The sequence below is a fragment of the Burkholderia sp. BCC1208 genome (assembly GCF_902833095.1).
Lineage (GTDB): Bacteria > Pseudomonadota > Gammaproteobacteria > Burkholderiales > Burkholderiaceae > Burkholderia.
The window spans coordinates 220,989-245,847 of record NZ_CADFDY010000004.1 but is presented as its reverse complement, the minus strand read 5'-3'; the positions used below and the strand labels follow the sequence as shown (position 1 = coordinate 245,847).

The following is a 24,859-nucleotide window of genomic DNA, read 5'->3' as shown; positions in this document are numbered from 1 at the left end:
GCGCGCCGGCGTCAGAACTTGTGGCGAATGCCCGTCACGGCAACGATCTGCGTACGCGTGCTCGACGGATTCGCGATCCCTTCGATCGCGGCCACCGCGTTCGACGACGCGCGCTGGTAGAACGCATTCACGTAGACGTCGGTGCGCTTCGACAGGAAGTACTGCACACCGACACTCGTCTGCAGATAGTGCGAGTTCGGCTTCGGCCCCCGCGACGCGAGCACCTGCGTGTAGGTTTCGCCCAACGCGAACTGCAGCGCGGGTGTCATCAGGTAGCGCACGCTGCCCTCGTAGTTGTTGAAGCGCATCGCCCCGCCCGTCTGCAGATTGAACAGCGAGCTCGTGTACAGCAGCCCGAACGTCGCGGCGCCCCACGCGTACGCACCGCCCGCGCCCCAGATTTGCTGGCGCGCCACGCCCTTGATGAACGTGTAGTAGTTGTCGGATGCCGCCGCACCGCTCGTGTCGAGCGCCGGATGATCGACGCGCACATATGCCGCGCCGAGTTGCAGCGGCCCGTTCTCGTAGCTCGCGCCAATGCTCCACACGCGATTTTCCGCGAACGACGTCGAATTCGAGAAACCGTACAGGCCCACCGCGCGCAGACCGTACCAGGTGGGCGTCTGATACTGCACCGCGTTGTTGGTGCGGAACGTGTTGTTCAGGTCGTCGGTGTCGAACGGATGCAGTGCGTACTGAGTGAGCGCGGTGGTCGCGCCGATCTGCAGCGGCTCCAGGATTTCCTGCGCCGCGTTGTACTGGCGCCCCATCGTCAGCGTGCCCCAGCGGTCGTTTTCCAGCCCCACGTCTGCGCGACGCCCGAACAGCCGCCCGCCCTGGCTCGCGGCACCGGTCTCGAGATTGAAGCCGTTCTCCAGCCGGAATACCGCGCGCGTGCCGCCGCCGAGATCCTCCTTGCCGAGCAGCCCCCAGCGCGTGCCCTGTTCGTTGCCGCCGGTCGCCTGCCACGCGGCATGCCCGTTCTGGTTGTTCGTGTACGTGATCCCCGCATCGACGACGCCATACAGCGTCACGCTCGACTGCGCATGCACGAGCGGGACGCCCGCTGCCATTGCAACGCCTGCCAGCGCCATCGTCATCTCTTTCCGCTTCATCTCCGACCCCTTTTGTCCATTGAATATCGAGCGTGATTTATTTCTCTCGCAACGTGTTTTATTAAATAAAACATCGTCTTATTAATTGTGGGATTTGAGGATTTGAAGCGTCAAGCCGCGCCAAAAAACGCCGACAGGCGTCGATACGAGCGTGTGTGCCCTGCGTTTCGAGCAATGAAACAACGTCAATGTGGATGGGCTTTTCGGGCGAGTCAGGAGCCGTAACTGCCGCGCCGAAAAAAGCCCTTGACCGCAATTTTCTGCCGTTGTGAAATATTGATACGCTGTTTTAATAAATAAAACATGCTGCCCGAATGCCGCGAGAAACTAGGTAAAGAACCTGATCCCCATGCTGACGTTTAATTGCAACACCGCTGCTGCCGGCGAATCGCCCGCGTATCGCGTCGCGCTGCCAACGGCGCCCGCGCTGCCGATCGTCGTCGATTCGCCGCACAGCGGCATCGCGTATCCGCCCGACTTCTCCACGGTCGCGCCGGACGATGCGATCCGCACGACGTGGGACGCGTACGTCGACGAACTATGGGGCGGCGCCCCCGCGTGCGGCGCGACGCTGCTCGGCGCGACGTTTCCGCGTGCATACATCGATCCGAACCGCGCTGAAGCCGACATCGACGCGACACTGCTCGCCGACCCCTGGCCCGAGCCGCTTGCGCCGCAGCCGTACACGCAGCGCGGGATGGGGCTGATCCGGCGCGACGCGCTGCCCGGCGTACCGCTGTATGACCGCAAGCTGTCGCTCGCGGAAGTGCGGCACCGGATCGATGCGTACTACCGGCCGTACCGCCGCGCGCTCGCGTGCATCGGCGAACCCCTGCACGCCGCGCATCGCGCGCTGTGGCACATCGATTGCCACTCGATGAAATCGCGCGGCAACGCGATGAACGTCGACGCGGGCGCGTTGCGGCCGGACGTCGTGATCAGCGACCGGCGCGGCACGACAGCCGACCCGGCCTTCACCGCGTGGACGGCAGGGTGGTTCGCCGAGGCCGGCTATCGCGTGCAGGTGAACGACCCATACCAGGGCGGCGACCTGCTGACCGCGCTCGCCGATCCGGCGCGGCAGCGCCACAGCATCCAGATCGAATTCAACCGCGCGCTGTACATGGACGAAGCAGCGTTCGCGAAACACGCGGGCTTCGCCGCGCTGAAACGCTCGGTCGACGCGTACCTCGACGCGCTCGCCGGCTACGTTCGCGCGCGCCTTGCCTCGCCGGGAGACCCCGCATGACGACCTACATCGTCGACGCCGTCGACAGCGCGCTGAAGCTGCTGACCTACGTGGCCGAGCATCCGAACCTCGGCGTGACCGAGCTGGCATCGCAACTCGGCATCAACAAGTCGCGCACGTACCGGATGCTGTGCACGCTCGAGCTGCACCGCTTCGTCGTGCAGGACCCGCGCATGTCCACCTACGCGCTCGGCCCGCAGGCGTTCGTGATCGGCGTGGCCGCGTCGCAGCAGAACGCACTGGTGCGCGCCGCGCACCGGCACATGCTGGCGCTCAATCAGGCGATCAACGAAACCGTCGTGCTGCGCGTGCGCGAAGGGCTTGAATCGGTGTGCGTCGCGCGTTGCGAAACGACGCATGCGGTGCGCACCGTCGGCGCGGTCGGCAACCGCCGGCCGATCAATTTCGGCGCATCGGGCAAGGTGCTGCTCGCGTTCGCGCCCGACGCGGTGCGCGACGAATATCTCGCGCAGCTGCGCAGAAGCGGGCAGGCCGACGCGCCGCCGAAACTCGCGGGCGAACTCGACGCGGTCGCGCGCAAGGGCTACGCAGTGAGCAGCGGCGAGGTGACGCCCGGCGCGGTCGGGATCGCGGTGCCGGTGCGCGACCTGACGGGCGCGACGGTCGCATCGGTCAGCGTGACGGGGCCGGAGGTGCGCATCAGCCACGCCGACATTCCCGACTACCTCGAACGTCTGCAGGCGTGCAGCCACGCCATTTCCGCCGAACTCGGCTACGTCCCGGCGCGCGCCGCGCTGCAACCGGCCTGACGGCCCGCTCCCTCACCGACGAGAATCCGATGTCCGCCTCTTCCCCCAACCCGGCCGGCGCGCACGGCGCCGACACCCACGCACTCGCGGCCGACGATCCGGCGGGCGGCGCTCCGGCGGCCGGCGCTCCGGCGGCCGGCGATCCGGCGGCCGGCGCTCCGGTCGCGTCCGCCGCTCATGCGCCGCATCCGCACGGCAAGATGCTGCATCCCGTCGTGATGATGCTGTGGGTGCTGGCCGCCGCGATCGCCCTCACGTGGGTCGTCGACTCCGGCCACTTCGCGCGCAACGGCCGGCTCGTGGTGCCGGGCACCTATCAGGTGGTGCCGAAGACGACCGCGCTCGCGACGCTCGTCGCGCCGGCCGTCAGCCACAGCACCGCCGCGCATGCGCTGCCGGCGAGCCTCGTGTCCGCGTTCGTCGCGGTGCCGGAAGGCCTGCTGAAGAATGCGCCGCTGATCGTGATGGTGATGTTCGTCGGCGGAATGTTCGGCGTGATGCGCCGCACGGGCGTGGTCGACGCCGGCATCGACCGTCTGCTGCAGCTCACCGGCAACAACGCGTACCTGCTGACGCCGATGCTCATGATCCTGATCGGGCTCGGCAGCACGCTGCTCGGCTTCATCTCCGAATACCTCGTGATCATTCCGATGGTCGTCGTGATCGCGCGGCGCCTCGGCCTGTCGGACCTGTTCGCGGTCGCGCTCGTCGCGATCGCCGCGAAGATCGGCTATATCGCGTCGGTCACGAACCCGCTCGCGCTGGCCGTCGCGCAGCCGCTCGTCGGCGTGCCGCTGTTCAGCGGCGTCGCGCTGCGCGCGGCCGTCTTCGTCGTATTCCTGACGATCGGCATCCTGTACCTGCTGCGCTACGTGCGGAACACCGGTTACCGGGCCGGCCAAACCGCGTCCGGCGACACCGCGCGCACGGCCGCGAAACTGTCGCTGCGGCACAAGGCCACGCTGGCCGTATTCGCCGCGGCCGTCGCGATGCTGATCTACGGCACGCGCGAACTGAAATGGGGCAACGTCGAACTCGCGGCGTTCTACGCGTTCGTGAGCATCGCGACGGCCGTCATCGGCCGGCTCGATTCGCGCAGCGCGGCCGATGCATTCGTCGACGGGATGAAGAACATGATGCTGGCCGCGCTGCTGATGGGGCTCGCAGCTTCCGTCGAACTGCTGCTGCAGAACAGCCTCGTGCTCGACACGCTGATCCATTTCTTCACGCGGCTCGCGGACGGGCAGTCGCCGGTATGGGTCGCGAACGGGCTGATGGGCGTGCAGATGGTGCTCGACGTGTTCATTCCGTCGGTATCGGGCAAGGCCGCGGTCAGCATGCCGATCATCGGGCCGATCGCGCAGCTCTCCGGCGTGAGCGGCCAGACCTCGGTGCTCGCGTTCGTGCTTGGCGGCGGGCTGACGAACCTCGTCACGCCGACGTCCGGGATGCTGCTCGCGTATCTCGCGACCGCGCGCGTCGATTTCGGCGCGTGGATCCGCTTCGTGCTGCCGCTGTTCGCGATCCTGCTCGCGCTGTCGTGTGTCGTACTGACGTTCGCGGTGTGGATCGGGTATTGAGATTCACGGTACAGCGAGACGCACGAACTCGACGGCGCGCATCGCAACGCGCTGCCGTCGCCGGATGCGACGTTCAAGCCAGCGCCACGGCCCCGCCGAACGCCCGCTCGTCGATCGCCTCCGCGAGCGTCGCGAACGCGGTCGCGATCTCGTCTTCCGGCACGCACGCATAGCCGAGCAGCAACCCCGATGCAGCCCGCGAGCGGTCGGCGTAATACCCGGACAACGGCCGCACGACGATGTTGCGTTCGAGTGCGGCCTGCGCGACCGCGCGATCGTCGACGCCCTCCGGCAACTGCGTGACGAGATGCAGCCCCGCGTCGCTGCCGAGCGCGTGCAGCGTATCGCCGTAGCGGCGCGCGACCGCCTCGAGCAGCACCTCGCGGCGTTGCCCGTACAGCGTGCGCATCTTGCGGATATGCGACACGAAGTGCCCTTCCGCGATGAATTCGGCGAGCACGGCCTGCTGCAGCAGCTGGCCTTCGCGATACAACTCGGCGCTCGCGGTCGCGAAACTCTCCGCGAGCGGCTCCGGCGCGACCAGATAGCCGACCCGCAGCCCGGGGAACAGCGTCTTGCCGAAACTCCCGACGTAGATCACCTGCCCGGCCGTGTCGAGGCCCTGCAGCGACGCAAGCGGCCGGCTGCCGTAGCGGAATTCGCTGTCGTAGTCGTCCTCGATGATCCAGCAGCCGTGCTGGCGCGCGTATTCGAGCAACATCCGGCGGCGCGCGAGGCTCATCACCATCCCGAGCGGATACTGATGCGACGGCGTGACGAGCATCAGTTTCGGCGGCTCGGCGAGATCGGCGGCCGACGGCGCGATGCCTTCGTCGTCGACCGGAATCGGCCGCGTGGTCAGCCCCGACACGTTCAACACGCTGCGCACGCCCCAGTAGCACGGATCCTCGGTCCAGATCGCGTCGCCCGGGTCGGTCAGCAACCGCACCGCGAGGTCGATCGACTGGTGGATGCCGGTCGTGATCACGATCTGCTCGGGCGTGCAGCGCACCGAGCGCGCCGTGCGCAGATAGTCGGCCAGCGCCTCGCGCAGCAGCGCGAGCCCGCCGCCCGGCGCATAGGTCAGCAGATCCGGACGCAGGCGCCGCCAGTACTTGTTGTGCAGCCGCGTCCACACGCGCGCCGGAAATCGCGACACATCGGGCACGCCCGGCATGAATGCGCCGCCCTGGCGCTTCGACACGCCGGCGCCCTCGACGAGCCGCGTGCCGCGCGCGGACAGGCGCCGCACGGACGGCATCACGACGGCCGGCCCGGCCGCCGCGTCGGGCGGCGCGCCGACGATCTCGTCCGGCGCACTGTCGGCGACGAACGTGCCGCGGCCCGTCGCCGAGTGCACATAGCCTTCGAGCGCAAGCTGTTCGTATACCTGCGTGACCGTGTTGCGCGCGATCCCGAGCTCGGCGGCCAGCAGCCGCGACGACGGCACGCGCGTGCCGGCCGGCAGTTCGCGCGACAGGATCGCCTGTTGCAGCAGCCGGTGAAGCTGCCGGTAGATCGGCTGTTCGCCGCCGCGCACGAGGCGCTGCGCCAGCCAGTCCGACAACATGCTCGCGCGCATGATTGGCTCCTGAATATTTATTGAAATGGCTCTGATTGCCAGAGCCAAATGTGATTATAGTCGCCTCCATGGGCCGCCAAGGCGCCCGATTTTCTACTGACCGGACCGAATATCAAGGAGATGACCGTGAAGAATGCCGACCTGCAGGCCCGCAAGAACGCCGCCACCCCGCGCGGCGTCGGCGTGATGTGCGATTTCTACGCAGCCCGCGCCGAGAACGCGGAGCTGTGGGATGTCGAAGGCCGCCGCTTCATCGATTTCGCCGCCGGCATCGCGGTGCTGAACACGGGCCACCGCCACCCGAAGATCGTCAAGGCGATCGCGGATCAACTGAACAGCTTCACGCACACCGCTTACCAGATCGTCCCGTACGCGTCGTACGTCGAGCTGGCGGAAAAGATCAATGAACGCGCGCCGGGCGACTTCCCGAAGAAGACCGCGTTCTTCACGACCGGCGCGGAAGCCGTCGAGAACGCGATCAAGATCGCGCGTGCGGCGACCGGCCGTCCGGGCGTCATCGCGTTCTCGGGCGGCTTCCACGGCCGCACGATGATGGGCATGGCGCTGACCGGCAAGGTCGCCCCGTACAAGCTGAACTTCGGCCCGTTCCCGGGCGACGTGTTCCACGCACCGTACCCGAACGCGCTGCACGGCGTGACGACCGCCGACTCGATCAAGGCGATCGAAATGCTGTTCAAGGCCGACATCGATCCGAAGCGCGTCGCCGCGATCATCTTCGAACCGGTCCAGGGCGAAGGCGGCTTCAACCCGGCGCCGGCCGAATTCGTGCGCGCGCTGCGCAAGATCTGTAACGAGCACGGCATCCTGCTGATCGCCGACGAAGTGCAGACGGGCTTCGCGCGTACCGGCAAGCTGTTCGCGATGCAGCACTACGACGTGCTGGCCGACCTGATCACGATGGCGAAGAGCCTCGCGGGCGGCATGCCGCTGTCGGGCGTCGTCGGCCGTGCGGACGTGATGGACGCGGCCGCACCCGGCGGCCTCGGCGGCACCTACGCAGGCAACCCGCTGGCCGTCGCGTCGGCGCACGCGGTGCTCGAGATCATCGACGAAGAGAAACTGTGCGAGCGCGCGACGCAGCTCGGCGACGTGCTGAAGGCGAAGCTGAACGCGCTGCAGGCCGACGTGCCGCAGATCGCCGACGTGCGCGGCCCGGGCGCGATGATCGCGGTCGAATTCCTGAACCCGGGGTCGGGCGAGCCGGATGCCGAATTCACGAAGCGTGTGCAGACGCGCGCGCTCGAACGCGGCCTGCTGCTGCTCGTGTGCGGCGTGTACTCGAACGTCGTGCGCTTCCTGTTCCCGCTGACGATCCCGCAAGCCGTGTTCGACGAAGCGCTCGTGATCCTCGAGGAAGTGCTGAAGGAAACGGTCGGCGTGCCGGCCTGAGTGCCCGTCCAACTCAACTGAATGCGCCGCCGCCGTCGTGAAGACGGCGGCGGCCGTTTGCATCCGTCCTTTTCGAAGCAGGTGATTCATATGAGCACGGTTCAGGAAACCCTGGCACTGAAAGATCCGTCGCTGTTCCGCCAGCAGGCGTACGTCAACGGCGAATGGCAACACGCAACGAACGGCGAGACGTTCGACGTCCGCAACCCGGCGACGGGCGGCCTGCTCGGCACCGTGCCGGCGATGGGCGCGGCGGAAACGCGTCACGCGATCGACGCCGCGAATGCCGCATGGCCGGCGTGGCGCAAGAAGACCGCGAAGGAACGCGCGGTCGTCCTGCGCAAGTGGCACGACCTGATGATGGAAAACGCCGACGACCTCGCGCTGATCCTCACCACCGAGCAGGGCAAGTCGCTGGCCGAAGCGAAGGGCGAGATCGGCTACGCGGCGTCGTTCCTCGAGTGGTTCGCGGAGGAAGGCAAGCGCGTGTACGGCGACACGATCCCGACGCCGGCGAGCGACAAGCGCATCGTCGTGACGAAGGAAGCGATCGGCGTGTGCGCGGCGATCACGCCGTGGAACTTCCCGGCGGCGATGATCACCCGCAAGGTCGGCCCGGCGCTCGCGGCAGGCTGCCCGATCGTCGTGAAGCCGGCCGAGGCGACGCCGTTCTCCGCCCTCGCGATGGCCGTGCTGGCCGAGCGCGCGGGCGTGCCGGCCGGCGTGTTCAGCGTCGTCACGGGCGACCCGAAGGCGATCGGCGGCGAGCTGACGTCGAACCCGATCGTGCGCAAGCTGTCGTTCACCGGCTCGACGCCGGTCGGCCGCCTGCTGATGGCGCAATGCGCGGCGACGGTCAAGAAAGTCTCGCTGGAGCTCGGCGGCAACGCGCCGTTCATCGTGTTCGACGACGCCGATCTCGATGCGGCCGTGCAGGGCGCGATCGCGTCGAAGTACCGCAACAGCGGCCAGACGTGCGTGTGCACGAACCGCTTCTACGTGCATGAAGCCGTGTACGACCAGTTCGCGCAGAAGCTCGCGGCGGCCGTCGGGCAGTTGAAGGTCGGCCGCGGCACGGAGCCGGGCGTGACGCAAGGCCCGCTGATCAACGAAGCGGCCGTGCTGAAGGTCGAGGCGCATATCGAGGACGCGCTCGCGAAGGGCGCGACCGTCGTGACGGGCGGCAAGCGCCACGCGCTCGGCCACGGCTTCTTCGAGCCGACCGTGCTGACCGGCGTCACGCCGGCGATGAAGGTCGCGAAGGAAGAGACGTTCGGGCCGCTCGCACCGCTGTTCAAGTTCGGCAGCGACGACGAGGTGATCCGCCTCGCGAACGACACCGAGTTCGGCCTCGCCGCGTACTTCTACAGCCGCGACATCGGCCGCGTGTGGAAGGTCGCCGAAGCGCTCGAATACGGGATGGTCGGCGTGAACACGGGCCTGATCTCGAACGAAGTCGCGCCGTTCGGCGGCGTCAAGCAGTCGGGCCTCGGCCGCGAGGGCTCGCACTACGGCATCGACGACTACGTCGTGATCAAGTACCTCTGCCTCGCCGTCTGACGGTTCAGGGCCTGCCGCTTCGGCGACGGGCCTTGGCCGCCCGGCCGGAACCGGGCGGCCCGACGCGGGCCGGCCCCCCTCTCCGTCGCGCCCGCGTCACCTTCTCTTCCCGCGATCAGCGAAACACGTTCACCGCATCCACCAGCCGCGTCGCCTGCTGCTTCAGACTTTCCGACGCCGCCGTGCTCTGCTCGACGAGCGCCGCGTTCTGCTGCGTGATGTTGTCCAGATGCACGACCGCCTGGTCGACCTGCTCCACGCCCGTGCTCTGCTCGGCCGTCGACGAGCTGATCTCGGCGATCAGATCCGACACGCGCTTCACCTGCGTGACGATGTCCTCCATCGTCTTCCCCGCGCCGTCGACGATCCGCGCGCCCGATTCGACACGCTCGACGCTCGCGCCGATCAGCGTCTTGATTTCCTTCGCCGCGTTCGCGCTGCGCTGCGCGAGCGCGCGCACTTCGCCGGCCACCACCGCGAAGCCGCGCCCCTGCTCGCCTGCGCGCGCGGCCTCGACCGCGGCATTCAGCGCGAGGATGTTGGTCTGGAACGCAATGCCGTCGATCACGCCGATGATGTCCGCGATCTTGCGCGAACTGTCGGTGATGTCGTTCATCGTCGCGACGACTTCGTTCACCGCCTGCCCGCCGCGCCCGGCCGCCTCGCTCGCGGAAACGGACAACTGGTTCGCCTGCAGCGCCGTCTCCGCGTTGCTCGATACGGTCGCCGTCATCTCGGCCATCGATGCGGCCGTTTGCTGCACGCTCGAGGCGGCCTGTTCGGTGCGCGCGCTCAGGTCGCTGTTGCCCTGCGCGATCTCGTTGCTCGCGCGCTGCACGTTCAGCACCTGTTCGCTGACGTCGTCGACGAGCCAGCGGAACATCAGCCCGAGCTGGTTGATCGTGCGCAGCGTCATGCCGATCTCGTCGACACGGTTCATCCGCACGCCGCGCCGGCTTTCGCCGGTCGCGACGCGCAACGCCTCGTCGCGCAACTGCCGGAGCGGCCGCACGATCTGCGCGTCGAGCCACAGCCCGGCGCCGGCCGTCACGGCGACCGCCGCCCCGGCAAACGCCGCGAGCGCCCCGCCGGTCAACCCGCACGCCCAGCCGGCGCCGACGACCGCCGGCGCCAGCACGCACAGCGTCGACGCCACCCGGGCCCGCACCGACATCGTCTGGAACAGCGACGCGACGCGCATCGCGCCCGTGCGGACGATCAATCCCTTGTGGAACCCGCGGCTGCCGGCCTTGCCTTCACGGAAATCGCGATACAGCGCGTCGGCGGCCGCGATCTCGTCGCGCGTCGCCTTCGTGCGCACCGACATGTAGCCCTTCGGCTGCCCGTTGCGCATCACCGGAATCGCGTTCGCGCGCACCCAGTAGTGGTCGCCGTTCTTGCGGCGGTTCTTCACGAGCGCGGCCCACGGCTCGCCGCCCTTGAGGGTCGCCCACATGTCGGCGAACGCCTCCTTCGGCATGTCCGGATGCCGCACCACGTTGTGCGGCTGGCTGACGAGCTCCTCGTTCGAGAAGCCGCTCACCTGTGCGAACGTCGTGTTCGCGTAGGTGACGATGCTGTCGGCATCGGTCGTCGACATCAGCGTGACGTCGTCGGGAAAATCGAATTCCTGTTGGGTAACGGGCTGGTTGTTGCGCATGCAAGGCTCCGAAAAGCGGATCTGTCGTCCGCGCCGCGCTGAAATCGCGCTCAGTAGCCGAAAAACGGTGGATCGCTTTACGACATTCTCGTCCTTGCTGTCGGCAATTCACCGGAAAACCTTAATTCAATTGCGAATAAAAACGGATAATCCGGCCATTACCATGATTTCGATCAAATAATCCGGCGATAATCGTCGCGCGCGTTTATCCGCATGTCATGAAACGCCGTGCGGCATCGACGATGTCCGTATCCGTTGCGTGCGGCGAAACGATTGGCCTATCCTGCTCCATTCCACCGGAATTCGAATTCGATGAAAAAGGCATTGCATGAACTGAATCGGCTGTCCCGGAATACGGCGACGGTCGCGCATGATCGCAATCAAGGCGATCAGCACGCGTTTTTCCCCAATGGCGGCGCCACGCGGTTCCCGGAAAAGCATGAACTGGACGGCCACCCGATGGCGCTGCCCGACGGCATGCCGCGCGTGCCGCCGATGGTGGCAATCGCCGCGCACCGGGTGGCCGCATGACGCGCCGCACCCCCGCCGAACGCGACGCGCTGTCGGCCCGCCTGCTTGCCCGCGACGACGTACCCCTCGTATGGACCATCGACCGGCGCGAAATCATCGAACACCTGTACGTGCTGCGCGACGGCGCGCTGCATCTCGTGCCCGAGTTCTACGACGTGGCCGACTGGCCCGACGGCGAAGCCGAGCATTACACGCCGATCCTGCTCGACTGCCACGATCGCGGCGGCTGGTTTCTCGGCAAGTTCGACGGCGCGCGGCTCGTCGCGGCTGCGATCGTCGACAGCCGGCCGCTCGGCCCGCAACGCGACATGCTGCAACTGAAGTTCCTGCACGTGAGCCACGACTGGCGCGGCTGCGGGCTCGGCGAACAACTCTATCGCGCGGCCCGCGCACAGGCGCGCGCGATGGGCGCCGAGCGCCTGTACGTGTCGGCCACGCCGTCGCGGCGCACGATCGACTTCTACCTGCGGCTCGGCTTCACGGTCAGCACGGCGCCCGATCCCGAGCTTCATGCGCTCGAGCCCGAGGACATTCACCTCGAAGGGCCCACGCGCTGACGGCCCGGGCCGGTTAACGACACAGGGCGGCACGAGATACCTCGTGCCGCCCTGCGTGGCGGAATCAGCGCAGCGGTAAAGCGGCACGTATCCGGCCGCTTCACCGCATCGCGCGCTCAGACGCGTTCGATCGCGATCGCGATGCCCTGGCCGACGCCGATGCACATCGTGCACAGCGCGAAGCGGCCGTTCGTGCGATGCAACTGGTACATCGCGGTCGTCACGAGGCGTGCACCCGATGCGCCGAGCGGGTGGCCGAGCGCGATCGCGCCGCCGTTCGGGTTCACGCGCGGATCGTCGTCGGCGACGCCGAGCATGCGCAGCACCGCAAGGCCCTGCGACGCGAACGCTTCGTTCAGCTCGATCACGTCGAACTGGTCGATCGTCATCCCGAGCCGCGCGAGCAGCTTCTGCGTGGCCGGCGCGGGGCCGATACCCATCACGCGCGGCGCGACGCCGGCCGTCGCGATCCCCAGCACGCGGGCGCGCGGCGTCAGGCCGAAGCGCTTCGCGGTTTCCTCGTTCGCCAACAGCAGCGCGGCCGCGCCGTCGTTCACGCCCGACGCGTTGCCGGCCGTGACCGAGCCGTCCGGGCGCACGACGCCCTTCAGCTTCGCGAGCGCTTCGAGCGACGTCTCGCGCGGATGCTCGTCGCGCGACACGACCACCGGATCGCCCTTCTTCTGCGCAATCGTGACCGACACGATTTCTTCGGCGAGCGTGCCGTCCTGCTGCGCCCGCGCGGCCTTCTGCTGGCTGCGCAGCGCGAACAGGTCCTGATCCGCTCGGCTGACGTTGTAATCGACCGCGACGTTCTCGGCCGTCTCCGGCATCGAATCGACACCGTGCAGTTGCTTCATCAACGGATTGACGAAGCGCCAGCCGATCGTCGTATCGTAGATGTCGGCCTGGCGCGCGAACGCGCTCGCGGCCTTGCCCATCACGAACGGCGCACGCGTCATGCTCTCGACGCCGCCCGCCACCATCAGCGCGGCTTCGCCCGACTTGATCGCGCGCGCGGCCACGCCGACCGCATCCATTCCGGAGCCGCACAGGCGGTTGATCGTCGAACCCGGCACGCCCTGCGGCAGGCCCGCGAGCAGCAGCGACATGCGCGCGACGTTACGGTTGTCCTCGCCGGCCTGGTTCGCACAGCCGTAGATCACGTCGTCGATCGCCGTCCAGTCGACGTCGCGGTTGCGCTCGACGAGCGCCTTGAGCGGCACCGCGCCCAGATCATCGGCGCGCACGCCGGACAGTGCACCGCCGTAACGCCCGATCGGCGTACGGATCGCATCACACAGAAAAGCTTCGGTCATCAGTGTCTCCGGTCCCGTGAAAGGCTGGGAAGTGAACAGCGCGCGCCCCTTGCATTGCCCGTCGGGATGCGCTTATATGTTCTATATACGAACATAAGATCGTGTATCGAACGTTCAACGCATCATAGGGAGTGCAGGGACGACCTGTCAAGCGCGGTCCGCCCGGCGGTTGGCGGGTCGGGTCCCATGCGCTATCTTCTCGGCTGCACGATATTTCAGGCACTCATGACAACCGACGATATTCAGACGAAACCCGGCGACTCCTATGTGCAGTCGTTCGCGCGCGGCCTCGCGGTGATCCGCGCATTCGACGCGGCGCGCCCGGAGCAGACGCTCACCGAGGTCGCGTCGGCCACCGGCCTCACGCGCGCGGGCGCGCGCCGGATCCTGCTCACGCTGCAGACGCTCGGCTACGTCGAGGCCGACGGCCGGCTGTTCCGGCTCACGCCGAAGATCCTCGAGCTCGGCTTCGCATACCTGACGTCGATGCCGTTCTGGAATCTCGCCGATCCGGTGATGGAGCAACTGTCCGCGCAGATCCACGAAAGCTGCTCGGCCGCGGTGCTCGACCGCACCGAGATCGTCTATGTGCTGCGCGTGCCGACCCGCAAGATCATGACGATCAACCTGTCGATCGGCAGCCGGCTGCCCGCGTACTGCACGTCGATGGGCCGCGTGCTGCTGTCCGCGCTCGACGACGCGGCGCTCGACGAGACGCTCGCGCAGAGCGGCATCCGGGCGCATACGCCGCGCACGATCACCGACCTCGGCGAGCTGAAGGCGGCGATCGCGCAGGCGCGCCAGCAGGGCTGGGCCGTGGTCGACCAGGAACTCGAAGTGGGGCTGATGTCGCTGTCCGCGCCGATCCGCAACCGGCGCGGGCAGATCATCGCCGCGATGAATATCAGCGGCAACGCGCAGCGGCATACCGCGAAGCAGATGGTAAAGGAGTTTCTCGGGCCGCTGCAGCAGGCCGCGCAGACGGTATCGGAACTGGTGGCGCGGCGCGGCTGAGCAATCGGTTCGCCGGGCGGACCGGCAAGACGGGGGATGGGCGGAGCGCGTGGAGTGCACGGATAAAAAGACGGGCGGCATGCGCCGCCCGCTCAACTCTCTGACTCTATTTGCAACGTCCTTCTCACGGAACACGGAGCGCGCTCCGCATTACCCAATTTAGAGGTGCGGCAACGCCCGGTCAATTTGACGAGAACGAAATTGCACGGCGCATCTCGTACACCATGCGCGCCCGGCGCCGCTCACGCGCCCAGCAGCATCCCCTTTCGCACCGGCACCGTGCCCGTCACGCGGCCGAGCGGCGCGCCGGCCGTCACGAAACGGATCGCGCGCCGCATATAGAACACGCCATCGGTCGCGCTCGAGATCGTCGTGACCGCATCCGTCAGCGGATCGACGATGTCGAACAGCGGATCGCCCGCACGGATCGTCGCGCCGATCGCCGCACGGTGCACGAGGATCCCGCTCACCGGCGCGTAAAACTGCTCGCTGCCCGCAAGCGGCGTGGCCGGCGCGGCCAGCGGCGGCAGCGGCGCACGTTCGCCGCGCACCGCGCCGCACCACACGAGATAGTCGACGAGCGCGTCGGCATCGCGTTGCGCATAGTCGTACGTCACGTCGCGCTGGCCGCGGCACTCGACCGTCACGGCCACGGTGCCGGCCGCCATCGGCGTGCCGTCCGGCAAAAGCGCGCGCAACCGCGACCACAGCAGGTGATGTGCATCGTCGAACGCATGGCCGCCCGAATCCTCGGCGAGCAGCGACACCTCCGCACCGAGATAGCGCGCGAGCGGCTCGACCTCCGGCCATGCGGTATCGCTCGTGTACACGTGCATCACCGCTTCGAGAGAACAATGCAGGTCGATCACGACATCGGCGTCGTGCGACAGCTTCAGCAGCGCGAGCTGCAGTGAATCGAATTCGGTGCGCGGCGCGATGTCGTCGAGCGCCGCGCCGACGCATTCGCGCACGATCGCGCGATTGCGCACGCCGTCGTCGCCCAGCCGGTCGCGCGCACGCGCGGCGATCTCCGCGAGCGGCAGGAAGCCGCGATTGAAGTTGCGGCCGCTCGCGAGGTCGAAACGGCCGATGAACTGCCCGAGCAGATGATGATTGAGGCCGACCGGGTTCGACACCGGCACGAGCACGATGTCGGCCGCGAGCCGGCCCGCGGCGTCGAGCTGCGCGAGGCGCTGCTTCAGCACGACCGCCGCGAGCATCGCGGGCGTCTCGTCCGCGTGCAGCGCGGCCTGCAGGTAGATCTTGCGGCCGCTGTCGGCCGGCCCGAAATGAAAGCTCGTCAGCGTGCGCTGCGTGCCGATCGACGGCGACAGGAGCGGCGTGGTGCGAATCTGCATCGATGGTCTCGAACGGATGAAAACCGGGAATCGGAAGAACGGGCCTGAACGGCGCTCAGTCGCCGTACGGATTGAAATCGAAGTACTGCTTCGCGATCCGGTCGTACGTGCCGTCCTTCAGCATCGCCGCGATCGCGCCGTCGATCGACGCCTTCAGCGCGGTATCCGACTGCCGCATGCCGATGCCGACGCCGCGATCGCCCATGTCGAGCGGCGCGCCGACGAACGCGAAGCCCTTGCCGCGCGGCTGGCGCAGGAACCCGTAGTCGGCTTCCACGGTGCCGAGCAGCGCCGCGTCGAGACGGCCGTTCACGAGATCGGCGAACACGTCGTCCTGGCTCTTGTACGGCACCACGCCGACGCCGGCGGGCACCCAGTGCGCGAGCGCCCACGATTCGAACTGCGTGCCCGACTGCACGCCGACGCGCTTGCCGGCCAGCGACGCCGCCGTGCCGTCGAGCCCGCTGCCGGGCCGCGCGACGAGCCGCGACTTGAAGCGGAACAGCTTCGACGAGAACAGGATCTGCTTCTCGCGCTTCGCGGTGATCGCCATCGACGACAGGATCGCGTCGATCTTGCGCGCCTGCAGCGCGGGGATCATCCCGGAGAATTCGAGCTCGACCCACTGGCAGCGCAATTGCGCGCGGCGGCAGATCTCGTTGCCGAGATCGACGTCGAAGCCCTTCAGGCTGCCGTCGGGCGCTTTCGCGTCCATCGGCGGATAGGTCGGGTCGATGCCGAGCCGCACCACGTGCGCATCGAGCGCGAACGCGGATGGGGCCGCCAGGCCAATGCACAGGGAAACGAGCGGGACGAGGAAACGTTTCATGATCGACGATGGGCAGGACGCGGGACAAACGGCATGAGCCGGACTGCCTGCGATCGTAGGGGCCGCGGGCTGCCGCCGGAACCATCGGCTGACTTATCATGATCGATATTTCCGATCACCGGCCTCGCAGCTTCCCATGGCGTTCACGCTGTCCCAGCTCCGCATCTTCCAGGCCGTCGTCGAGCACGGCAGCCTGCGCGCGGCCGCACGCGCGCTCGATCTCGCGCAAAGCGGCGTCACGCAGCAACTGCAGGGCCTCGAGGCAGCGCTCGGCGCGACGCTGTTCACGCGTACCAATCGCGGAATCGTGCCGACGGCCGTCGGCCAGCGGCTGCTCGCGCGTTCCGGTTCGATCCTCGGCGAATGCGAGCAGGTCGAGCGGGAAATCCGTCAGTTGAGCGGCGCCTGCGAAGGCACCGTCACGCTCGGCCTCGTGACCGAGCCGCTGATCGACGCGTTCGCGCCCGTGCTGACCGCGTTCCGCGCGCGCTTCGACAAGGTCGACGTGCACCTGCGCACCGGCACGTCGCGGATGATGATCGGCTGGCTGCGCGAAAGCGCGGTCGATTTCGCGATCGCGCTGGTCGCGAAGCAGACCGACACGACCGATCTCGCGGTCACGCCGCTGCGCACGTCGGCGCCGGTGGTCGTCTGCCGCAACGGGCACCCGGCGATGCATGCGCGGTCGCTCGCCGAGCTGGCCGACCATGCCTGGGTATCCACGCGCTCGCCGAACCTGAGCGCCGACCCGGTCGTCAACCGGCTGCTCGCGTACTTCGACGCGCACGGCCAGCCGCCGCCGAAGATTCTCGCGACCGTCGAAGGGATGTTCGAGACGCTGCAGATCGTCACGCAGACCGATTCCCTCGCGCTCGAAACCGAAGCGATCACGCGGCACGGGCCGTTCGCCGGCGCGCTCGCGAAGGTGCCCGTGCGCGAACGGGCCGAAGCGCAGGACGTCTGCCTGCTGCAACGCGCGGCCGTGCCGCTGACGCCGGCCGCGCAGGAACTCGCGACGATGCTCGCGTCGTATCTGCGGGTGGTGCGCGGGCGGTAAGCGCAACGCGCGCCGCCGCCCACGTTGCGTGTTGCGCGTCAGTCCAGCGATTCCCGCGCCGTCTCGCGCAGCTTCGCGACCGCGATCAGCGACAGCACCACGCACGCAGCCACGTAGCCGGCCGGCGCGAGCTTGCTGCCGGTCGTCTTCACGAGCCAGGTCGCGATCAGCTGCGCGGTGCCGCCGAAGATCGTCACCGCGAGCGCATACGCGATCGAGATGCCCGTCGCCCGCACGTGGCGCGGCAGCGACTCGCACATCAACGCCATTTCCGAGGCGGAGCCGAGCGAATAGAACAGCAGCATCAGCGCGGTCAGCGGCAGGATCACCGACAGCGTCGGATGATGGTTCATCAGCCAGAACGCCGGGAACAGCAGCGCGACCAGCACGCCGCGGCCGACGAAGATCGGCAGGCGCCGGCTGCCGAGCCGGTCCGACAGCCAGCCGAACAACGGGCACGTGACCAGCATCACGCAGCCCGACGCGACGCCGACGAACATCGACAGCTTCATCGGCAGGCCGAGCGAGTGGATCGCGTAGGTCGGCATGTAGAAGGTCAGGATGTAGGTCGATACCGTGCCGCCCATCACCGTGAGCATCAGCAGCAGCACCGTGCGCGTGTGCTTCGAGAACAGCTCGTGCAGCACGCCGCGCTCGATGCCGTGATGGCGGTCGCCGGGCGCATCGTCCGCGAGCCGCCGGCGCAGATACATGCCGACCGGCGCGATCAGCACGCCGACGAGGAACGGCAGCCGCCAGCCCCAGCTTTCCAGCGCGCCCTTCGTCATCGTGTTCGACAGCAGCGCCGCGAAGCCCGAGCCCATCAGCGCGGCGCCGCCCTGCGTCGCGAGCTGCCAGCTCGCGCGGAACGCGCGGTGCGACGTGCCGCCCTGTTCGAGCAGCGTCGACGTCGCCGCGCCGAATTCGCCGCCTTGCGAGAAGCCCTGCAGCAACCGCGCGAACACGACGAGCAACGGCGCGGCCACGCCCACCTGCGCATAGGTCGGCGCGATCGCGATCAGGCCGGTGCCGAGCGCCATCAGCATGATCGTCAGGTTCAGCGCGGCCTTGCGCCCCTTGCGGTCCGCGTAGACGCCGAGCACGACGCTGCCGAGCGGCCGCGTGAAGAAGCCGGCGGCGAACGTCGCGACCGACAGCAGCAGCGACGTGGTCGGGTCGCTCGACGGGAAGAACAGCTTGCCGATCAGCACCGCGAAAAAGCCGTATACGGTGAAATCGAAGAATTCCAGCCAGTTGCCGATCACGGCCGCGGCGATCGCGCCGCGCCGCGTGACCGCGGGCGCGCCGGGCGCGCTGGTGTCGGCGGCCCCCGTCGACGCGGGGTGCAGCGCGAGATGGTCTTTCTGCATCGTTCCAGTCTCCTCTCAATGCGGCCGGAAGCGCCGGCCGCGCGCCACTGCGATCACTGCCCCAGGTAACGCTCCACGAGACGCGTCCAGAACGCCGCGCCGATCGGCAGGTTGCGGTCGTTGAAGTCGTATTTCGGGTTGTGCACCATGCAGCCGTCCTCGCCTTCGCCGTTGCCGAGCCGCACGAACGAACCGGGCCGCTGCTGCAGCATGAACGCGAAATCCTCGCTGCCCATCAGCAGGTCGGTCTGCTCCACCACGTGCGCATCGCCGACGAGTTCGCGCGCGACCTGCGCGGCGAAATCCGTTTCGGTATCCGTATTGACGACGACCGGATAGCCTTCGATGTACTCGACGTTGGCGGTCGCGCCATAGCTCGCGGCCTGCGTTTCGGCCAGCTCGGTGATGCGGCGCTTGAGCAGCGCGCGCACTTCGGGGCTGAACGAACGCACGCTGAGTTCGAGGCGCGCGCCGTTCGGAATCACGTTGTTCGCGGTGCCCGCGTGCATCGAGCCGACCGTGACCACCGCCGGCTGCGACGGGTCGACGTTGCGCGCGACGATCGTCTGCAGCGCCATCACGATGCTCGCCGCGACAACGACCGGATCGACCGTCAGGTGCGGCCGCGCCGCGTGGCCGCCGACGCCTTCGATCGTGATGATCGCCTTGTCGCCCGCCGACATGAACGGGCCGCGCCGCGTGAGGAAGACGCCCGGCGCCGCGCCCGGATGGTTGTGCATGCCGAACACGGCGTCGCACGGGAAGCGCTCGAACAGGCCGTCGTCGATCATCTTCTTCGCGCCGCTGTCGACGCCGTGCTCTTCCGCCGGCTGGAAATACAGGTGCACGGTGCCCGAGAAGTTGCGGGTCTTCGCGAGATGCTGCGCGGCGCCGAGCAGCATCGTCGTGTGGCCGTCGTGGCCGCACGCGTGCATCTTGCCGTGCGTGCCGCTCGCATACGGCAGGCCGGTCGCCTCGACGATCGGCAGCGCATCCATGTCGGCGCGAATGCCGATGCTGCGGGTGCCGTCGCTCACCCGCAGCGTGCCGACGACGCCCGTCTTGCCGACGCCGCGCGTCACCTGCCAGCCCCATTGCTCGAGCTTGTCCGCGACGAGCGCGGCCGTGTCGTGCTCTTCGTACGCGAGTTCGGGATGGTGATGGATGTGGTGACGGATCTCGCGCAGCCCGCCGGCGGCGGGCATCAGATCCTCGATTTCGGTGAATCGGGTAGCGGTGGTCATCAAGGGGCTCCTGCCGTTGTCTGCGCACGCCAGGGATGCGTGCGGGAAAGCGAGCCACTATAGCGAGCCGATATCCGCTCAATAAGATGCGGAATTTTTCACCGTGATAAGGTTTTTTAATCAGGGTTAATACGGGCAGCGGTTACGCTTGAATCGTCGGACCGTCAGCCTATCGAACTTCGCCATGTCCGGCCGGACAAAGGCTGGTGCGGCCGTCGTGGTCGCCACGCCGCTCGCGGTAGCAGAGCACCGCGATCAAAAGCTGCGCCACCGTCGAAGCAGCGGCAATCGAATGAACCCCGAATACGGCACCGTCCTCGACGCGCAGCAAGGCGTCGGTGTCGCGCGCCAGCGGTGACACGCGGCTGTCGGTAATCACGATGAGTTGCGCGCCGTTGCGCTTGGCGAGTCTGGCGACACGGCCCGTCTCGTCGCCGTAAGCCGGCAATTCGACGGCCACGAAAACGTCGCCCGGCCTTACCGAGCCGGCCTGGCAGAGATCCATCCCGCCGAGCGCGGTGAACAGGCAAATCGTCTTGTCTGTCTGGCGCAAGGCCTGCGCCAGATGAACTGCAAGCGGAAATGCCTGACGCACTCCCATCACCCAGATTGTGGCGGCGTCGCGCAGCATGACCAACGCGCGCCTCCAGTCCTCGGATGCCAGCAATTCGCTCAGACGCGCAACCGCGGCCAGGCTGGACGCCAGCACCGCCTCTGTCAGGCCGTCCAACCCATCGGCCACTGCGTCAGCGTGCGCGGGCTTTGTGTCACGCAGCAGCGGGAGCGGTGGCACGATCTGCTGACGTAACCGCCGCCGCAGGTCCGCATAGCCGGACAAGCCGAAGTGCTGGGCAAAGCGCACGACCGCCGACGGGTGCACGCCACACTGGTCGGCGATGCTGCGAATATCGAGGATGCCGACCTGATCGGCGTGGGTATCGACGAAGTGCGCAATCGACTTCAGCCGCGGGCTCAGCGTGTCGTACTCGGCGCGAATGCGCAACAACAGTTGGTCGGCGCCGTTGCGGCAAGGTTCGTCCGGCATACTCGCTGATCCGGCCCGGGATATGTAATCGACGCTCATCGTGTCAGGCGCGAGCCGGCTCCGTCGGTACAAGGCTCATGCCATCGTGGAACTGCAGCGGCATCGGCTCCGGCCGCGCCATGCTGGTCTCGAGCGGATAGATCACGTTGTTGGCCGCCGATTCGATCATGCCGTGCATGACCTCGAGAACATGCAGCGCCATGTCGACGCTGGCACGAGGTTGACGTCCCTCGGCAATCGAAGCGGCCATGTCGACGAGCCCGATGCCGCGGCTGTTTTGGCGATGACTGGTCTCTGTGAACGGTCGCTCGATCGGGACTCTTCTCCACGGACGCAGTGCGGCATCACCGCGCGGAAGGTCGCCCCATCGATAATCATCACGCGTGCGCAGTAGCAGATCGCCACCAAACAGATTCGGCCCGTCACACGGATCGATGTCGTTGAGGCACAAGGTGCCATCCGTACCGTAGAGTTCCATCCGCGGCAACTCGGAATCCCATACGTCGTAGCTTACGATCAGGGTGACGAGTGCGCCCGATACGAATACCAGGTTGGCGGCAACGTGTGTCGGTACGTCGACCGGAATGCGCGTGCCGAAAAGCGGCCCACTTTCGACGACGCGTTCCGAAGACGCCCGGCCCGCGACCGCGGAGCATTGCCGTACCGGCCCCAACAAGGACACCAGCGCGCTCAGATAGTACGGTCCGATATCGAGCACGGGGCCGCCACCGCGTCGATACAAGAAAGCGGGATTCGGGTGGAACCACTCCGGGCCTCGGCTCACCGCAAACGCCGTGGCGCTATGCACGATTCCGATCACGCCTTCGTCGATCAGTTGACGGCAGGTCTGCAGGCGCCCGCCCAACACCGTATCGGGTGCGCAGCCGAGCACCAGGCCTCGCCGTCGCGCTTCCTCATACAGTGCCTTTCCGTCGGCAAACGTCATGGCGAGCGGCTTCTCGCTGTAGACGTGTTTGCCGGCGCGCAACGCAGCCAGCGTCAGTTCCGCATGCACGTCGGGCGTGGTCAGGTTCAACACGATATCGATCCCGACATCGTCAACCAGCGAGGCAGCATCCGGATACGCTTTCGGTACGCCGTGCATCGCCGCCTTCGCGCGCGCTTTCTCCAGATCGCGCCCGGCCACTGCGGCAAGCTCGACAATCGGGTACTTCGCCAGATTGCGCAGATAGACGTCGCTGATGTCGCCCACGCCTAGTACACCGACTTTAAGCGGCTTCATGGTGCTCCTCGTCAGGAAGGTCGCCGGCATGCGGCGGCAGGATATCGCCCGGATCTCTTGCGTGCGTCGCGCCGCGTGCGGTTTCGGCCGACGCGCACGGCGCACGCAAGAAGGTTCATGCACCGGACGGTTCGTCAGAACTGCGTGGCAATCCCCGCAAACACACCGAACTGGCTGCGCCCATAACCGGGATTGAGGTTCGATGCGCTGCCGTTGACCGAGTCGTTCACGTTATTGGCCCCGTAGGTCCCGCCGTTCAGCCCAAGGTTCGACGTCGAACTGTTTCGCAAATACCCGAGTTCGGTATAAAGCCGCGTCTGCTTCGACAGCGAGTAGATGCCGGACAGCGTGTACAGCGTCCCATTGCCATTGCCGTGATTGGCATTGGCGTGATAGACGGCGCCCATGATGGCGGTTGCCGGCGTCACGGCCCATTGCGCGCCGACCCATTCCTGATCGACCGCGGTCGGCAAGGAAACGCCGGCGGGCTGCGCCGACGGGGTGCCCGTTCCGTAATATCCGGCATTCGATGCGTCTGGTGCGCTCAAGTGAACGTAGCCGGCATACAGTGTCACCGGCCCGATTCCGTACGACGCGCCGGCGAAGATCGAGCGCGATGCCAGATAGACGTTGCTGAACTTGCCGTTGCCGTCACGGATCTCGTCGTAGATCAGCTGCGCTTCGAGACTGGACGCCTTGTACTGCAATTTCAGGCCGTCCGAGCGGCCCTGCGAGCTGCCCAGGCCGGTGGCCGTGCCCAACTGGCTCGGCGCCGTGCCCGGCGAACCGGCATTCCATTTGGTCGAATTGGCGAGGTTGTACTGGCCTTTCACCGTGAAGCCGCCGAAATCGGGCGACGTATATTCGATGCCGTTCGACGCCTGCGGGAACATGCGGCCGCGCACCAGCGTGCCGAACGAATATTTCTTGGTCTGCTGCGGGTCGAGTGTGCCGGTATCCTGCAGTAACTCGCTCGCACCGAAATTGCCGAGGCGGATCGCGCCGTACGCGTCGTGTCGCAACCCGACGGTCGCCTGCCCCTCGAAGAACGAACCGTTCGCCACGGAGCCGTTCAGCGTGTTCAGACGCGCCTCCAGGCGGAACGTGGCCTGCAGGCCTCCCCCAAGGTTCTCGTTGCCGAGCATGCCGAAGCGCGACTCGCCCCAGCCGCCGGACTCGGCCGACAGCCGCTTGCCACCCGGCAGGCCTGTTTCATATTGCAGGCCGTTATCCACGATCCCGTACAACGTGACGCTGCTCTGCGCATGCGCGAACGCCGTGACGCCGCACAGCGCCGTACCAGCGATGAATCTGAGCATTTTCGCATCCATCGACAATCTCCTTTGCATACCTAAGTTATTTATGTTTTTCTCGTCTTTATTCATACGCCGACGCATATTGGTCATACGCCGGCCGACCTGCCTACTTGAGGTAATTCCCCACGTTGTTACGGGTGACGGATTCGAACGGTACGATCACTTCGGCGGGGGCCGGCTTGCCGCTCTTGAGCGTTTCGACAACCAGGTATGCGGCCTGTGCCTGGCCCTTCGCGTTCTGGAAGATGGTCTGGGACATCTCGCCCGCCTTGATCGCCCGCATCGCGTCCGTGGTGCCGTCGACGCCGGAGATCGCCACACCCTTGAGCCGCCCTGCCGTCTTCAGCGCTTCCAGCGCGCCAAGCGCCATCTGGTCGTTGGCGGCGACGATTGCATCGAACTTCGGATACCGCTGCACCCAGTCTTCGGTAACTTTCATGCCCTGTGCGCGATCATAGTCGGCCGGAAGGTTCGACAGGATCTTGACGTCGGGGCGCTTGGCCAGCGTCTGCACGAAACCGGCCAGGCGCTCCTTTGAGTGGTAAAGGCCGGGGGTGCCCTGCAGGTAGAGGATCTGCGCGTTCTTCGGCAGGACCGAATCAAAGTACTCGGCCTGCAGACGTCCAGCATCGTAGTTTTTCGAACCGACGAACGTGTACTTGCCGCCAGCGGACTGGATGCCCAGCGCGATCACCGGGATGCCGGCCTTGTTGGCACGCTCGACCCCGGGAACGATGCCGCGATAGTCAACCGGCACGATCATGATCACGTTGACCTTCTGCGCGATGAAGTTGTCGATCTGGTCGAGCTGGCGGCTCACGTCGCCGTTCGCATCGGTGTAGACCACGCTCACGTTCGGGTCCGCCCTGACCGCATCTGCAAAGGCCGTCTTCCGGCTCATCGTGAACACATCGGTGTCGGCAAGATTCGTGTAACCGATCACGAATTTCTTGTCGGCTGCGTTGGCCGATGCCGCCAGCACCACCAACCCGAATACCGCCACCGCTACTTGTTTCCAAACCTTCATACGCTCCTCCGTTGTTGTCTGAC

The 24,859-nt window shown here is 67.0% G+C and carries 20 protein-coding genes and 1 pseudogene; 9 read left to right on the top strand and 12 right to left on the bottom strand.

The features are described 5' to 3' along the window. Positions 1 to 11: 11 nt before the first annotated feature. Positions 12 to 1,115: a porin gene (locus tag HWX09_RS11395; RefSeq protein WP_027781553.1), complete on the bottom strand. Its 1,104-nt coding sequence runs from the start codon at positions 1,113 to 1,115 to the stop codon at positions 12 to 14. Between the two features lie 349 nt (positions 1,116 to 1,464). Here HWX09_RS11395 and HWX09_RS11390 point away from each other — a divergent pair, with 349 nt between their 5' ends. From HWX09_RS11390 to HWX09_RS11380, 3 genes are read left to right on the top strand one after another with little or no spacing between them, the layout of a single operon-like run. Next, the gene (locus HWX09_RS11390; protein ID WP_027781554.1) at positions 1,465 to 2,364 is read left to right on the top strand and encodes an N-formylglutamate amidohydrolase; all 900 of its coding nucleotides are present in this window, start codon (positions 1,465 to 1,467) and stop codon (positions 2,362 to 2,364) included. Beyond that, complete coding sequence (locus HWX09_RS11385) at positions 2,361 to 3,134, top strand: IclR family transcriptional regulator (protein WP_027781555.1); 774 nt, start codon at positions 2,361 to 2,363, stop codon at positions 3,132 to 3,134. Before HWX09_RS11390 ends, HWX09_RS11385 begins: the two co-directional genes overlap by 4 nt. A 29-nt stretch (positions 3,135 to 3,163) precedes the next feature. Next, the gene (locus tag HWX09_RS11380; RefSeq protein WP_027781556.1) at positions 3,164 to 4,714 is read left to right on the top strand and encodes an SLC13 family permease; all 1,551 of its coding nucleotides are present in this window, start codon (positions 3,164 to 3,166) and stop codon (positions 4,712 to 4,714) included. Between the two features lie 73 nt (positions 4,715 to 4,787). Here HWX09_RS11380 and HWX09_RS11375 read toward each other — a convergent pair whose 3' ends face one another. Further along, a complete protein-coding gene (locus HWX09_RS11375; RefSeq protein ID WP_027781557.1) occupies positions 4,788 to 6,296 on the bottom strand; it encodes a PLP-dependent aminotransferase family protein in 1,509 nt (502 codons plus the stop codon). Between the two features lie 126 nt (positions 6,297 to 6,422). Here HWX09_RS11375 and HWX09_RS11370 point away from each other — a divergent pair, with 126 nt between their 5' ends. Both HWX09_RS11370 and gabD read left to right on the top strand, forming a co-directional pair. Beyond that, on the top strand, positions 6,423 to 7,706 hold the full coding sequence (locus HWX09_RS11370) for a 4-aminobutyrate--2-oxoglutarate transaminase (protein ID WP_027781558.1): 1,284 nt from the start codon (positions 6,423 to 6,425) through the stop codon (positions 7,704 to 7,706). Between the two features lie 90 nt (positions 7,707 to 7,796). Continuing rightward, entirely contained in the window at positions 7,797 to 9,266 is a 1,470-nt protein-coding gene (gene gabD / locus HWX09_RS11365) for an NADP-dependent succinate-semialdehyde dehydrogenase (protein WP_027781559.1), read from the top strand. A gap of 115 nt (positions 9,267 to 9,381) precedes the next feature. Here the strand turns inward: gabD and HWX09_RS11360 are convergent, their stop codons facing one another. Further along, positions 9,382 to 10,926 (bottom strand): PAS domain-containing methyl-accepting chemotaxis protein, encoded by a 1,545-nt coding sequence (locus tag HWX09_RS11360; RefSeq protein WP_027781560.1) that lies wholly within the window; start codon positions 10,924 to 10,926, stop codon positions 9,382 to 9,384. Between the two features lie 312 nt (positions 10,927 to 11,238). On the opposite strand from HWX09_RS11360, the pseudogene HWX09_RS11355 reads away from it, so the two are divergent. Together HWX09_RS11355 and HWX09_RS11350 are read left to right on the top strand one after the other, a co-directional pair. Further along, positions 11,239 to 11,379: pseudogene (locus HWX09_RS11355) on the top strand (SAM-dependent methyltransferase); the annotation flags it as partial. A 74-nt stretch (positions 11,380 to 11,453) separates the two neighbouring features. Further along, complete coding sequence (locus HWX09_RS11350; protein WP_034185244.1) at positions 11,454 to 12,014, top strand: GNAT family N-acetyltransferase; 561 nt, start codon at positions 11,454 to 11,456, stop codon at positions 12,012 to 12,014. Between the two features lie 116 nt (positions 12,015 to 12,130). On the opposite strand, the gene pcaF is transcribed toward HWX09_RS11350, so the two are convergent. Beyond that, positions 12,131 to 13,333: a 3-oxoadipyl-CoA thiolase gene (gene pcaF, locus HWX09_RS11345; protein ID WP_027781563.1), complete on the bottom strand. Its 1,203-nt coding sequence runs from the start codon at positions 13,331 to 13,333 to the stop codon at positions 12,131 to 12,133. A 225-nt stretch (positions 13,334 to 13,558) separates the two neighbouring features. Here pcaF and HWX09_RS11340 point away from each other — a divergent pair, with 225 nt between their 5' ends. After that, the gene (locus HWX09_RS11340) at positions 13,559 to 14,347 is read left to right on the top strand and encodes an IclR family transcriptional regulator (RefSeq protein ID WP_027781564.1); all 789 of its coding nucleotides are present in this window, start codon (positions 13,559 to 13,561) and stop codon (positions 14,345 to 14,347) included. A gap of 242 nt (positions 14,348 to 14,589) precedes the next feature. On the opposite strand, the gene HWX09_RS11335 is transcribed toward HWX09_RS11340, so the two are convergent. Both HWX09_RS11335 and HWX09_RS11330 read right to left on the bottom strand, forming a co-directional pair. Then, positions 14,590 to 15,705, bottom strand: coding sequence for a succinylglutamate desuccinylase/aspartoacylase family protein (locus HWX09_RS11335; RefSeq protein ID WP_027781565.1), 1,116 nt, complete (start codon positions 15,703 to 15,705; stop codon positions 14,590 to 14,592). A gap of 55 nt (positions 15,706 to 15,760) precedes the next feature. Beyond that, entirely contained in the window at positions 15,761 to 16,534 is a 774-nt protein-coding gene (locus HWX09_RS11330) for a transporter substrate-binding domain-containing protein (protein ID WP_027781566.1), read from the bottom strand. Between the two features lie 136 nt (positions 16,535 to 16,670). Between HWX09_RS11330 and HWX09_RS11325 the strand changes: the two genes are divergently transcribed. Further along, positions 16,671 to 17,591 carry a LysR substrate-binding domain-containing protein gene (locus tag HWX09_RS11325; protein WP_027781567.1) on the top strand — a complete coding sequence of 307 codons (921 nt, stop codon included), beginning with the start codon at positions 16,671 to 16,673 and terminating at the stop codon, positions 17,589 to 17,591. 38 nt (positions 17,592 to 17,629) lie between these two features. Here HWX09_RS11325 and HWX09_RS11320 read toward each other — a convergent pair whose 3' ends face one another. The 6 genes from HWX09_RS11320 to HWX09_RS11295 form a co-directional block, all read right to left on the bottom strand. Next, complete coding sequence (locus HWX09_RS11320) at positions 17,630 to 18,961, bottom strand: MFS transporter (protein WP_027781568.1); 1,332 nt, start codon at positions 18,959 to 18,961, stop codon at positions 17,630 to 17,632. Positions 18,962 to 19,014: 53 nt separating this feature from the next. Then, entirely contained in the window at positions 19,015 to 20,205 is a 1,191-nt protein-coding gene (locus HWX09_RS11315) for a M20 aminoacylase family protein (protein WP_027781569.1), read from the bottom strand. Positions 20,206 to 20,374: 169 nt separating this feature from the next. Next, entirely contained in the window at positions 20,375 to 21,250 is an 876-nt protein-coding gene (locus tag HWX09_RS11310) for a MurR/RpiR family transcriptional regulator (RefSeq protein ID WP_051421305.1), read from the bottom strand. 43 nt (positions 21,251 to 21,293) lie between these two features. Continuing rightward, a complete protein-coding gene (locus tag HWX09_RS11305) occupies positions 21,294 to 22,493 on the bottom strand; it encodes a Gfo/Idh/MocA family oxidoreductase (protein ID WP_027781570.1) in 1,200 nt (399 codons plus the stop codon). A 134-nt stretch (positions 22,494 to 22,627) separates the two neighbouring features. Next, positions 22,628 to 23,824, bottom strand: a complete 1,197-nt coding sequence (locus HWX09_RS11300) for a porin (protein WP_230469045.1) — start codon at positions 23,822 to 23,824, stop codon at positions 22,628 to 22,630. A 91-nt stretch (positions 23,825 to 23,915) separates the two neighbouring features. Then, on the bottom strand, positions 23,916 to 24,836 hold the full coding sequence (locus HWX09_RS11295; protein WP_027781572.1) for a sugar ABC transporter substrate-binding protein: 921 nt from the start codon (positions 24,834 to 24,836) through the stop codon (positions 23,916 to 23,918). Positions 24,837 to 24,859 lie beyond the last annotated feature (23 nt).

Excerpts from the sequence above, each read along its gene's own strand:
- HWX09_RS11295 (WP_027781572.1), bottom strand. The coding sequence starts at position 24,836 with ATGAAGGTTTGGAAACAAGTAGCGGTGGCGGTATTCGGGTTGGTGGTG.
- HWX09_RS11385 (WP_027781555.1), top strand. The coding sequence starts at position 2,361 with ATGACGACCTACATCGTCGACGCCGTCGACAGCGCGCTGAAGCTGCTG.
- HWX09_RS11315 (WP_027781569.1), bottom strand. The coding sequence starts at position 20,205 with ATGACCACCGCTACCCGATTCACCGAAATCGAGGATCTGATGCCCGCC.
- HWX09_RS11305 (WP_027781570.1), bottom strand. The coding sequence starts at position 22,493 with ATGAAGCCGCTTAAAGTCGGTGTACTAGGCGTGGGCGACATCAGCGAC.
- HWX09_RS11320 (WP_027781568.1), bottom strand. The coding sequence starts at position 18,961 with ATGCAGAAAGACCATCTCGCGCTGCACCCCGCGTCGACGGGGGCCGCC.
- HWX09_RS11350 (WP_034185244.1), top strand. The coding sequence starts at position 11,454 with ATGACGCGCCGCACCCCCGCCGAACGCGACGCGCTGTCGGCCCGCCTG.
- HWX09_RS11360 (WP_027781560.1), bottom strand. The coding sequence starts at position 10,926 with ATGCGCAACAACCAGCCCGTTACCCAACAGGAATTCGATTTTCCCGAC.
- pcaF (WP_027781563.1), bottom strand. The coding sequence starts at position 13,333 with ATGACCGAAGCTTTTCTGTGTGATGCGATCCGTACGCCGATCGGGCGT.
- HWX09_RS11330 (WP_027781566.1), bottom strand. The coding sequence starts at position 16,534 with ATGAAACGTTTCCTCGTCCCGCTCGTTTCCCTGTGCATTGGCCTGGCG.
- gabD (WP_027781559.1), top strand. The coding sequence starts at position 7,797 with ATGAGCACGGTTCAGGAAACCCTGGCACTGAAAGATCCGTCGCTGTTC.
- HWX09_RS11380 (WP_027781556.1), top strand. The coding sequence starts at position 3,164 with ATGTCCGCCTCTTCCCCCAACCCGGCCGGCGCGCACGGCGCCGACACC.
- HWX09_RS11300 (WP_230469045.1), bottom strand. The coding sequence starts at position 23,824 with ATGGATGCGAAAATGCTCAGATTCATCGCTGGTACGGCGCTGTGCGGC.
- HWX09_RS11375 (WP_027781557.1), bottom strand. The coding sequence starts at position 6,296 with ATGCGCGCGAGCATGTTGTCGGACTGGCTGGCGCAGCGCCTCGTGCGC.
- HWX09_RS11310 (WP_051421305.1), bottom strand. The coding sequence starts at position 21,250 with ATGCCGGACGAACCTTGCCGCAACGGCGCCGACCAACTGTTGTTGCGC.
- HWX09_RS11395 (WP_027781553.1), bottom strand. The coding sequence starts at position 1,115 with ATGAAGCGGAAAGAGATGACGATGGCGCTGGCAGGCGTTGCAATGGCA.
- HWX09_RS11390 (WP_027781554.1), top strand. The coding sequence starts at position 1,465 with ATGCTGACGTTTAATTGCAACACCGCTGCTGCCGGCGAATCGCCCGCG.
- HWX09_RS11340 (WP_027781564.1), top strand. The coding sequence starts at position 13,559 with ATGACAACCGACGATATTCAGACGAAACCCGGCGACTCCTATGTGCAG.
- HWX09_RS11335 (WP_027781565.1), bottom strand. The coding sequence starts at position 15,705 with ATGCAGATTCGCACCACGCCGCTCCTGTCGCCGTCGATCGGCACGCAG.
- HWX09_RS11325 (WP_027781567.1), top strand. The coding sequence starts at position 16,671 with ATGGCGTTCACGCTGTCCCAGCTCCGCATCTTCCAGGCCGTCGTCGAG.